The 10,969-nt window shown below is 61.9% G+C and carries 9 protein-coding genes, 1 tRNA gene and 1 pseudogene; 6 read left to right on the top strand and 5 right to left on the bottom strand.

The window, feature by feature from the left end:
* The 3 genes from xopAW to AC07Y2_RS28535 form a co-directional block, all read right to left on the bottom strand.
* Positions 1–486, bottom strand: a 486-nt coding sequence (gene xopAW / locus AC07Y2_RS28545; protein WP_178082894.1) for an EF-hand domain-containing protein, incomplete at its 3' end; no start/stop codon positions are given.
* A gap of 110 nt (positions 487–596) precedes the next feature.
* Positions 597–1,646 (bottom strand): sensor histidine kinase, encoded by a 1,050-nt coding sequence (locus AC07Y2_RS28540; protein ID WP_103387434.1) that lies wholly within the window; start codon positions 1,644–1,646, stop codon positions 597–599.
* Complete coding sequence (locus AC07Y2_RS28535; protein WP_039772900.1) at positions 1,646–2,395, bottom strand: response regulator; 750 nt, start codon at positions 2,393–2,395, stop codon at positions 1,646–1,648. Before AC07Y2_RS28535 ends, AC07Y2_RS28540 begins: the two co-directional genes overlap by 1 nt.
* 295 nt (positions 2,396–2,690) lie before the next feature.
* Between AC07Y2_RS28535 and pyrF the strand changes: the two genes are divergently transcribed.
* Positions 2,691–3,389 (top strand): orotidine-5'-phosphate decarboxylase, encoded by a 699-nt coding sequence (gene pyrF / locus AC07Y2_RS28530; protein WP_007960372.1) that lies wholly within the window; start codon positions 2,691–2,693, stop codon positions 3,387–3,389.
* 52 nt (positions 3,390–3,441) lie between these two features.
* Here the strand turns inward: pyrF and AC07Y2_RS28525 are convergent, their stop codons facing one another.
* Positions 3,442–4,446 carry an NADP-dependent oxidoreductase gene (locus AC07Y2_RS28525; RefSeq protein WP_103387433.1) on the bottom strand — a complete coding sequence of 335 codons (1,005 nt, stop codon included), beginning with the start codon at positions 4,444–4,446 and terminating at the stop codon, positions 3,442–3,444.
* A 228-nt stretch (positions 4,447–4,674) separates the two neighbouring features.
* On the opposite strand from AC07Y2_RS28525, the gene AC07Y2_RS28520 reads away from it, so the two are divergent.
* From AC07Y2_RS28520 to AC07Y2_RS28505, 4 genes and pseudogenes are all read left to right on the top strand, one after another.
* The gene (locus AC07Y2_RS28520) at positions 4,675–5,436 is read left to right on the top strand and encodes an SDR family oxidoreductase (RefSeq protein ID WP_007917441.1); all 762 of its coding nucleotides are present in this window, start codon (positions 4,675–4,677) and stop codon (positions 5,434–5,436) included.
* 196 nt (positions 5,437–5,632) lie between these two features.
* Positions 5,633–7,033, top strand: coding sequence for an aminotransferase-like domain-containing protein (locus AC07Y2_RS28515; RefSeq protein ID WP_103387432.1), 1,401 nt, complete (start codon positions 5,633–5,635; stop codon positions 7,031–7,033).
* Between the two features lie 108 nt (positions 7,034–7,141).
* A pseudogene (locus tag AC07Y2_RS28510) lies at positions 7,142–8,245 on the top strand (HAMP domain-containing protein); the annotation flags it as partial.
* Positions 8,225–9,106, top strand: coding sequence for a methyl-accepting chemotaxis protein (locus AC07Y2_RS28505; RefSeq protein ID WP_371857911.1), 882 nt, complete (start codon positions 8,225–8,227; stop codon positions 9,104–9,106). The pseudogene AC07Y2_RS28510 and the gene AC07Y2_RS28505, both read left to right, overlap by 21 nt.
* Before the next feature lie 642 nt (positions 9,107–9,748).
* On the opposite strand, the gene AC07Y2_RS28500 is transcribed toward AC07Y2_RS28505, so the two are convergent.
* A complete protein-coding gene (locus AC07Y2_RS28500; protein WP_011335462.1) occupies positions 9,749–10,507 on the bottom strand; it encodes a hypothetical protein in 759 nt (252 codons plus the stop codon).
* Positions 10,508–10,895: 388 nt separating this feature from the next.
* On the opposite strand from AC07Y2_RS28500, the gene AC07Y2_RS28495 reads away from it, so the two are divergent.
* A tRNA-Glu gene (locus tag AC07Y2_RS28495) sits at positions 10,896–10,968 on the top strand.
* Position 10,969: the final 1 nt, after the last annotated feature.

Raw genomic sequence — 10,969 nt, 5'->3', positions numbered from 1 at the left:
GGTGAGGCTGGCGGCGAGTTCGTCCTGGCTGACGACGCCGTCTTCGTTCTTGTCCAGGGCCGAGAAGATTTTGCTGCTGTCGGCACTGCTGCCGGCGCTGGTCAGGCCGTTGCTCAGTTCGTCGCTGCTGATGGCGCCGTCGCCGTCGGCGTCCAGGGCGCTGATCAGGGCGTCGGCCAGTTCGGTGTTGGGGGCCTGGTCGCCTTGGGGCGGTGGCGGTGGGGTCATGGCGGTCATTTCTTCGGCGCTGAGGCTGCCGCTGGCGTCGCTGTCCAGATCGCCGAATTGTTTGCTCAGGCTGACCAGCAGGCCGTCGTTGGACTTCTGCGACAGGGCGCTGCCCAGTTCGTCCTGATCCACCGCGCCGTCGCCGTTGCTGTCGAGTTTGGCGAACAGTTCTTTTTGCAGCTGCTGGCTGCGGGCGTTTTGGGTGGAGGTGCTGCTGGTGCTGGTATAGCTCGTGTAGTTGCTGACGCTACCGATCATCGGGCTCACTCCTTGGACTGGAAAACCGGTGGGTGTACCGGCTTATGCAGCCTCAAGGTGCAAGGTGTCGTGGGTATGTGAGGTTTGTACCGGCCGGTACACAGTCAAACTCAGTGGCGAGGCAGCTGGATCACGGCGGTCAGGCCGCCGCCGGGCGTTTCTTCCAGGGTCAGTTGTCCGCCCTGGCGCTGCGCCGCTTCCCGGGCGATGGTCATGCCCAGGCCGACGCCGCCGGAGTTGCGGTTGCGTGATCCTTCGAGGCGGAAGAACGGCTCGAATACCGCTTCACGCTTGTCCGCCGCGATGCCCGGGCCGTGGTCGATGACGCGGATCAGCAGTTGTTCGCGCTGGTCTTGCAGTTCGATGTGCGCTTGGCCGGCGTAGCGCAGGGCGTTGTCCATCAGGTTGTTGATGCACGAGCGCAGGGCCATCGGCTGTACCTGCAACGGGGTGCAGTGGCCGCTGACTTGCACGTCAGCGCCTTGATCCTGGGCGTTTTCGCACAGTGATTCGACCAGCGCCTGCACGTCCATCAATTGCAAGGCTTCGCTGGTGCGCTGTTCGTGCAGGTAGGTGAGGGTGGCGTCGAGCATGCCGATCATGTCGTCCAGATCCTGGCGCATCTGGCCCTGCAGTTTGTCGTCGCTGATATTCTCCAGACGCAGTTTCAGCCGCGACAGCGGGGTGCGCAGGTCGTGGGAGACGGCGCCGAGCATCCGCGCCCGTTGCTGCACCTGTTCGCGGATGCGCTGCTGCATCAGGTTGAAGGTGTACGCAGCCTGCCGTGCTTCCCGCGGGCCGGTTTCGTCCAGTGGCGGGCTGTCGAGGTCTTCGCTCAGGCGCTCGGCCGCATCGCTCAGACGCTGGATCGGCCGGGTCAGCAGCTTGGCGCCGTACCAGGCGGCGATGATCAGCGAGATGAACTGGAAGGTCAGCGGCACGACCGGCCCGCCGAACCAGGGTCGCGGCGGACGGGGCGGGTAGCGTGGATCCTGAGCCGGCTGTTGACCGTCGAGGTTTTGCGAGAACTCCGGCGGCGGTGGCGGGGGCGGTGGGCCGTAGAGGCGGAACCAGGCGAAGGCCAGCAGGTGCGCCAGGACGATCGCCACCAACAGCATGCCAAACAGGCGGCCGAACAGCGTGTCGAAGCGCGCCCGCATCAGCCGATGTCTCGCGCGTCGAACAGGTAGCCTTCACCCCGTACGGTCTTGATCAGTTGCGGGGCTTTCGGGTCGTCGCCGAGTTTTTGCCGCAGGCGCGAGACCAGCAGGTCGATGCTGCGGTCGAAGGCTTCGATCGAGCGGCCACGGGCGGCGTCCAGCAACTGTTCGCGGCTGAGCACCCGGCGCGGACGTTCGATGAATACCCAGAGCAGGCGGAATTCGGCGTTGGACAGCGGCACCACCAGACCATCGTCGGCGATCAACTGGCGCAGGACGCTGTTCAGGCGCCAGTTGTCGAAGCGAATGTTCGCACGCTGTTCGCTGCGGTCGTCGCGCACCCGACGCAGAATTGTCTGGATCCGTGCCACCAGTTCGCGGGGTTCGAACGGTTTGGCCATGTAGTCATCGGCGCCCAGTTCCAGGCCGATGATCCGGTCGGTGGGTTCGCAGCGGGCGGTGAGCATCAGGATCGGGATGTCCGATTCGGCGCGCAGCCAGCGGCACAGCGACAGACCGTCTTCGCCGGGCAGCATCAGGTCGAGCACCACCACGTCGAAATGTTCGGCCTGCATCGCCTGGCGCATGGCCGCGCCGTCGGTGACGCCGCTGGCGTGAATGTTGAAGCGGGCCAGGTAATCGATCATCAGTTCACGGATCGGCACGTCATCGTCGACGATCAGGGCGCGGATGCTCCAGCGCTTGTCGTCTTTCTGCTCGTCGTTCACGGAGGCTTGGGAGTTGTGCATGAGGCTGTTCATCTGCCAGTAGGCCGCCAACCACAAAGATAGGCTGCGAGGTTGTGGTTTCAGCATAGGCGTCCGGCCGTGAGGCGGGAAGGGCTGCTGTAAGGACTTGTTGCGGCTGGCGAGGCTAGCGCGGGCGCATGTTGCCGGCGTGTCGGTTGTGTATCGGGTTCGACACAATACCCTGCAAGGCTATGCTGATCACGGTTGGCGCGACGATTTACCGATCATCGGGTGCCGCGCCGCCGCCGGTTCCGCTACAATGCGCGCCGATTTCGACTTGCCTGAGAGCCCATCCATGTCCGCCTGCCAGACTCCTATCATCGTCGCCCTGGATTTCCCTACCCGTGACGCCGCACTGAAGCTGGCCGACCAGTTGGACCCGAAACTGTGCCGGGTCAAAGTGGGCAAGGAACTGTTCACCAGCTGCGCTGCGGAAATCGTCGGCACCCTGCGTGACAAGGGTTTTGAAGTATTCCTCGACCTTAAATTCCACGACATTCCCAACACCACGGCGATGGCGGTCAAGGCTGCTGCCGAGATGGGTGTGTGGATGGTCAACGTTCACTGCTCCGGCGGCCTGCGCATGATGGCGGCCTGCCGTGAAGAGCTGGACAAGCGCAGCGGCCCGCAGCCGTTGCTGATCGGCGTGACCGTGCTGACCAGCATGGAGCGCGAGGATCTGGCGGGTATCGGTCTGGACATCGAGCCGCAGGAGCAGGTGCTGCGTCTGGCGGCGCTGGCCGAAAAGGCCGGGATGGACGGTCTGGTGTGCTCGGCGCTGGAAGCCACTGCGCTGAAAACCGCGCACCCGTCGCTGCAACTGGTGACTCCGGGGATTCGTCCGGCGGGCAGTGCCCAGGACGACCAGCGTCGCATCCTGACCCCGCGTCAGGCGCTGGATGCCGGTTCCGACTATCTGGTGATCGGCCGTCCGATCAGCCAGGCGGCGGATCCGGCCAAGGCGCTGGCCTCGGTGGTTGCCGAACTGGCCTGAGCGAACAGCTGAAGCATCAAAGAAGGGAGCCCGATGGCTCCCTTCTTTGTTTTCAGACCTTCAACACCAGCTTGCCGAAGTTCTCGCCGCTGAACAGTTTGCCCAAGGTTTCCGGAAAGGTTTCCAGGCCTTCGACGATGTCTTCCTTGCTCTTGAGTTGACCTTTGGCCATCCAGCCGGCCATTTCCTGGGCGGCGCTGGCGTACCGCGCGGCGTAATCCATCACCACGAAGCCTTCCATCCGCGCGCGGTTGACCAGCAGCGACAGGTAGTTGGCCGGGCCTTTGACAGCTTCCTTGTTGTTGTACTGGCTGATCGCGCCGCAGATCACTACGCGCGCCTTGAAGTTCAGACGGCTCAGCACCGCGTCGAGGATGTCGCCGCCGACGTTGTCGAAATACACGTCCACGCCTTTCGGGCACTCGCGCTTGAGGCCGGCGAGCACGTCTTCGCTCTTGTAGTCGATGGCGCCGTCGAAGCCCAATTCATCGATCAGAAATTTGCACTTGTCCGCGCCGCCGGCGATGCCGACCACCCGGCAGCCTTTGATCTTGGCGATCTGACCGGCGATGCTGCCGACCGCGCCCGCGGCACCGGACAGCACCACGGTGTCCCCGGCCTTCGGCGCGCCGACATCGAGCAGGGCAAAGTAGGCGGTCATGCCGGTCATGCCCAGTGCGGACAGATAAACCGGCAGCGGTGCCAGTTTCGGATCGACCTTGTAGAAACCTCTTGGCTCGCCGAGGAAATAATCCTGCACGCCAATGGCACCGTTGACGTAGTCGCCGACGGCAAACCCCGGATTGTTCGACGCGACGACTTTACCTACGCCCAACGCGCGCATGACTTCGCCCAGACCCACCGGCGGAATGTAGGACTTGCCTTCGTTCATCCAGCCGCGCATGGCCGGGTCGAGGGACAGGTATTCGTTCTTGACCAGAATCTGCCCTGCCGCCGGCTCGCCGACCGGGACTTCCTGATAGGTGAAGGTCTCGCGGGTGGCGGCGCCCACCGGGCGTTTGGCGAGCAGGAACTGGCGATTGGTCTGGTTGGTCATGACAGGCACTCGAATTGAATGAAGCCTTGTTGATAGACCTTCATGGGCGATGCCGCAAGGTTGGCTCACGGGGCGAATGCAGGTTGATCCAGTACGGTGATAGTCCCCGGCGGGGTTTCATCACTGCGATTCATGCAAGCCTAACCGGCCTTTTGATAGTGCTGACGTCACTCAGGCCCCTGTGGCTATGCTGCCTTCATCAATCCCCCCGCATTCGAGGACATAACAATGAGCATGACGTTTTCCGGTCAGGTCGCCGTCGTCACCGGCGCGGCCAACGGCATTGGCCGCGCGACGGCCCAGGCGTTCGCCGCCGAAGGTCTGAAAGTGGTGGTGGCCGATCTGGATGCGGCCGGGGGCGAGGGCACCGTGGCGCTGATTCGTACAGCCGGTGGCGAAGCGACCTTCGTGCGCTGCAACGTGACCGTCGAAAGCGAAGTGAAAAATCTGATGGACGAGGTGATCAATACCTATGGCCGTCTCGACTACGCCTTCAACAATGCCGGGATCGAAATCGAGAAAGGCAAACTGGCCGAAGGCTCGATGGACGAGTTCGACGCGATCATGGGCGTCAACGTCAAGGGCGTCTGGCTGTGTATGAAGTATCAGTTGCCGTTGCTGCTGGCGCAGGGCGGCGGGGCGATCGTCAACACCGCGTCGGTGGCTGGATTGGGCGCCGCGCCGAAGATGAGCATCTATGCCGCCTCCAAGCATGCGGTGATCGGCCTGACCAAGTCGGCGGCGATCGAATACGCCAAGAAGAAAATCCGCGTCAACGCGGTATGCCCGGCGGTGATCGACACCGACATGTTCCGTCGCGCCTATGAGGCTGACCCGAAAAAAGGCGAATTCGCCAACGCCATGCACCCGGTCGGCCGCATCGGCAAGGTCGAGGAAATTGCCAGTGCCGTGCTGTATCTGTGCAGCGACGGTGCGGCTTTTACCACCGGCCATTCGCTGGCCGTGGATGGCGGCGTGACCGCCTTCTAAAGTGGCGTCGACCGAGACAAAGAATGACCCGCCCACCGGCGGGTTTTTTTTCGCCTCGGGAGCGGTTCCGTGAGTCCGCTAAACAATGTGTTTCAAATGGTGAGAACGGAGGCTTTTGGCGGTTTTGTCGCACAGCCTCAAGGGCGTGGCTGTGATTTACTGCCGCCAGCAAAAACGGACAGGAGTTTGCGTGCTCATGGAATTGAGAATTGACCGACAGGCAATGGTGCCGGTCGTACAGCAGATTGTTGACGGGTTGACCGAGTGGATCATGCAGGGGCAGGTGCCGCCGACGACGCGTCTGCCCTCCGTGCGGGAGATCGCACGGTGCAATCTGCTCAGCCAGTCCTGCGTCATGGAGGCTTGCGAGCGGCTGGTGGCGCAAGGGGTTCTGGCCTCGCGTCAGGGCTCGGGATTCATGGTGGCGGCTTCGTCGCCCGGTTGCTGCAAGGCGATCGATGGCTCGGGCTGTGAGGGGGAGCGCACCGGGGGCGATCCGGCCCTCCGATGGCGCGGCGGTTTGACGCTGGGGAGTGGCGTCCTGCCAGAGAGTTGGCGCGAGCCCGATGATCTCGGCTATGCGATCCGCGAGGTGACACGCGCCGACATGGCCAGCCTGTTCAACTACAGCACGCCTCTTGGGCTGCCGGCGTTGCGCGAACAGATTGTCAGGCGCCTCGGATTGCTGAATATCAAGGCTGCTGACGAGCAGGTGATGACCACCGCCGGCGCCAGCCACGCACTCGACCTGATCGTGCGGACCTTGTTCAAGGCCGGTGATTGCGTCGTGGTAGAAACCCCCGGTTATGCGCCGCTGTTCGATCTCCTGCGCTTGCACGGCGTGCGCATGCTGGAGGTTCGCCGTACGGCGGGCGGGCCGGATGTCGAGGCGCTCGAGGTGTTGTTGCAACAGTTTCGGCCCAGCGCGCTGTTCGTCAACAGTCACCATCACAATCCCACGGGCAGTTGCCTGCTGCCGGCGGTCGCCCGACGCATCCTGGAGTTGAGCAGGATCTACGATCTGCGACTGATCGAAGACGATGTATACGCCGATCTGCACAACGGCAGCGGCACTCGCCTGGCAGCACTGGATGACGAGGGACGGGTGATTTACGTCGGCAGTTTTTCCAAGACCCTGAGCAGCTCGCTACGGGTGGGTTTCGTGCTGGCCGATGGCGAGCTGATCGAGCGGATGGCGCGGGTCAAGATGATCAGTTGCATGGGGACCCCGAGGTTCTGCGAGGCGGTGCTGGCCGGGATGCTGGCCAGTGGCGCCTATCGAAAACTGGTACAGCGTCAGCGTCAGCGGCTTTCCACTGATCGTGCGGCTGCTCTTCAGGCGCTGGAAGACGCTGACTGGGAGGTGTTCGGCAAGCCCACGGGCGGCCTGTTCATCTGGGCACGTTCGCCAGTGGCCGATGAGGCGCGCCTGCGCTGGCATGCTCTGCGATGCGGTGTGCAGTTGTCCTGCACAACATCGTTCAGTCCCAGTGGCGAAGCCTGCGACTGGCAGCGGATCAACGTGGCTTACGCCTGCGATCCGCGGGCACGGCAGTTTTTTCGCGATACCGCCATGGATCGACCTCGAACGTTCTGAAAACGACGCGTGCGTAGCTTTTTGCCATTATTCCGACGCCAGAGACTTGTGCTGGTTCAAGGCCGTTGCGAATCTTCGGCTACAGACTATGGCAGGGGACTACGCGCAATGATTTCGGCCGTGCAAGGACGTTTTGCCAACCTCGGTATGGCAAAAAAACTGGGTATCGGGTTTGTGCTGGTGTTGTTGCTGACTGCACTGGTGGCGGCGATTGGCGTCTGGTCCCTGCAGACCATCAGTCAGCGCTTCGACGGCCTCAAGCAGATGTCATCGCTCAACAGTGGCCTGCTCAAGGTGCGACTGCTGGAGCAGGACTACGCCTTGCACGGCAACCCGAAAACCGTCGATGCCTTGCATGAGGGGGTCGACGGCTTGATTGCCATGGCCGACCAACTCAAGGTTTTGTCGCCGGGCAATGAGTCGGTCATGAACGACGTCCAACAGTCATTGGGCGCGTACCGCAAGGCGTTCGATGAGTTCGTCTCGTTGTCCCAGGCCAAGGACCTGGCACTGGAGATGGCCAGTTGGTCGGTGTCCAGCGTTGCCAACAATCTCGATGTGTTGCAGGCCGGTCTGGCCGACGACGGCGCGTACACCCTGAAAGACAGTGAGGGCAAGGACGGGGCGCAATTCATCGAGCAGGCCGGCCAGGTCAGTCAGGTCTCACGCTTGATGTTGCAGGCGATGAACGAGGCGCGGGTACGCCTGGATCAAAGCCGCAAGGGTGATGACAGCGCAGGTCAGGGCAATATCGAGCAGGCTGCCCAGGCTCAGGCCCAGGCCGAACAGCTCAAGTCCACGGTCAAGGACGAAGGCTATCTGACGGTGCTCAATGAAGTGTCGGGGCACATTGCCGGTTTCAGCGACAAGCTGGCCGAGTACACCGGGTTGCTGGCCCAGGAAAAGACTGTCTATCAACAGCTGCACCAACGGGCCGACGAAGTCGTGGCACGGGTCCAACAGGCCTATGTCGCGCAAGACGGCGCCATGCAGAGCGAACTGAAAAAGAATTCGGTGCTGATCATCGGCTCATCGGCGTTGGCATTGCTGGTCGGGCTGATTGCGGCGTGGGTGATTACCCGGTTGATCGTTGCACCGTTGCGCAGCGTGATTCACGTGGCGCAACAGATTGCGGCCGGTGATTTGAGCGCAACGATCGAGGTCACCCGGCGGGACGAAATCGGTCAGTTGATGCTGGCCATGCAGCAGATGGGCGCGGGCTTGAGCACGATTGTCAGCGGGTTGCAGGCGGGGATCGAACAGTTGGCCAGTTCGGCGCAATCGCTGTCGGCGGTGACCGAACAGACCAACCTTGAGGTCAGCAGCCAGAAAGAGGAAACCGAACAGGTGGCGACGGCGATGAACCAGATGACCGCCACCGTGCACGATGTGGCGCGTAATGCCGAAGAAGCGGCGCTCGCGGCGCAGACCGCCGATGGCAAGGTTGAAAGCGGTCAGCAGGTGGTGCGTCAGAGCATGGCGCGGATCGAGCAACTGGCGGATTCGGCGACGTCGGCCAGTTCGAGCATCGAAAGCCTCAGTGCGGAAATCCAGAATATCGGCACGGTGCTGGAAGTGATCAAGAGTGTCGCCGAGCAAACCAATCTGCTGGCGCTCAACGCGGCGATCGAAGCGGCGCGGGCGGGCGAGCAGGGCAGGGGCTTTGCGGTGGTCGCCGATGAGGTGCGGGCGCTGGCCCGGCGCACGCAGCAGTCGACCGAGGAAATCGAGCGGCTGGTCAGTGCCTTGCGTTCGGCGGCGCATTCGTCGGTGCAGCAGATTCAGAGCAGTGGCGAACTGGTGAAACTGGCGGTGAGCGATGCGTTGCAGACCGAAAGCGCGCTGGGGAGTATTGCGGCGGCGGTTTCGTTGATTCAGCAGATGAACCAGCAGATTGCGGCGGCGGCCGAGGAGCAGAGTTCGGTGGCCGAGGAGATCAATCGCAGTGTGACGAGTATTCGGGCGAGTGCGGATCAGTCTTCGATTGCCATGCGCGGGAATGCGGCTTCGAGTGTTGAGCTGGCGCAGTTGGGGAGTGAGCTCAGGGGCATGGTTGGGCATTTTCGGCTTTGATTTGGACTTGGCGGCCTTTAGGCCGACCAGGTTGTTGGTTGTTTGGGGTGAATATCCGTTACTTCGGGTGCTGCCGCTGGCGGTTTCGCCCTTACGGCGAGTCCCTTTTTCAGACGCCAAAAAGGAACCAAAAGGCTTGGCCCCGGCGTTCGGCCCCTCGCTGTGGCTCGGCGTTCCTTCGTTCCGGGATTCATCCGGGGGCATCGCCTACGGTTTGCTTCGCTGCACCTCCTCTCGATGTGTTTGGCTCCGCCAAACGGTCGCTGCGCTCCCACCCCCGGATAAATCCCTCCACTCAGCCTTCCGATGGGGCCGGCACGTCAAAAGCCTTACTCGAGCTAACGCTCATTGTGTTGAGTGGTGGGAAGCCGAAGCCGAAGCCGAAGCCAAAGCAGAAGCAAGAGTGGAAGAAGCAGGGGATGCAGAAGGTGCAAGGTGCAAGGTGCAGCAGAGTGAGTTGAGTTGCATGCGTTTCAAAACCTGAATGCGACTCGGAATTTCATGTCGGCGTACCTCTCCCGATCAACTCGGTCGGCTCCCTCTCCCTCCGGGAGAGGGCTGGGGTGAGGGCGCTTTTGATTTTGATCTTTCTCGGGGGCAATAAAAAAGCCACCTCCCGGTGGCTTCTCTCTTTGACTGCACTCAGTCGTAAATCACTTTCTTCTTCCAGTCCGCATCAGCCTCGACATCTTTGAGGCCGGCAGTCAGTTGGTTTTCTTCGCCTTCGACCGGGGCGATTTTGTCCATGACCTGGGCGTTGGCGCGGGCCAGGAGTTTTTCCAGGTATTGGAGTTGTTCGGCGTAGATTTGCGGGTCCTGCTGTTTGCGCAGGTATTGCACGCCGCGTTCGAAGGCGAGGCGGGCCTGGCCGGGTTGGTTTTGCTGGAGGGCGTGCTGGCCGAGGTTGTTGAAGAACTCGATGTGCAGCAGCACGAGGATGTGGCGTACTTCACGGATCCAGTGTTTGGCTTCGTTCGGTGGCAGGAAGCCGTCCTGGGCGGCGCGGGTGATCTGGCCGTGGAGGGCTTCGAGGAGGAAGCGGACGTCCTTGGCTTTTGCTTCGGTCTGGATCGGGGCCGGCGGGTTGTTGACCGGGATCGATTCGCCCTGGGCGACCAGGGCGCTGAGTTCGGTGATGCGGGCCTTGGTGGTGGCGCTGGTCTTTTCCAGGTTCAGCAGGCGCTGGCAGACGTTCAGCTCGAGGCGAGTCAGCAGCAGTTTGAGGGCCGGGGTCATGAACTGGCCGGGGAAGGTTTCGGTCAGTTCGCCGCAACGGCGCAGGCGGTCGTTGAGTTCGACCTTGGTGCGGGCCTTCTCCAGTTTGGTGTTTTCCACCACATGGTTCATGTAGCCAATGGCGATCAAGATTGCGATCCCGGCTATGACTAGCAGGGTGATCATGAGTGGTGTCACCGGTAAGACCTCTTTATAGGGTTCGCGTGCGAGTGTAGTGGCTTGGCATACAGGAGCCTAGCGCCGCTCGACGGGTTTGGATCGGCGAAGCTGAATCTGTATCGGCCAGGAACCGGCTTATATAAATGCTGGCCCTTGGGGTGCAGATTGCCATCACCTGTGCCGTGGACTATAACGCCTTGGCGAGTGTCGGAATATAGGCGTCAATCGTCGGGCGACGCAAAAGCCGGAAACGGTGCGTAAAGCAGGTCGAAGTCATTGATTTAAATAAATTTATATCTGGGGGTTGACGACCTTTCAATCCATCCATAGAATGCGCGCCACTTGCAGCGTAAAGCACACAGCGAAACGCGGCAGGGAGTGAATGTTGTAGTGTGTCCCCTTCGTCTAGTGGCCTAGGACACCGCCCTTTCACGGCGGTAACAGGGGTTCGAGTCCCCTAGGGGACGC

The organism is Pseudomonas sp. GW456-12-1-14-TSB6 (assembly GCF_059424205.1).
The sequence above is the reverse complement of the archived record's forward strand: the minus strand, read 5'-3'. Positions and strand labels throughout refer to the sequence as shown.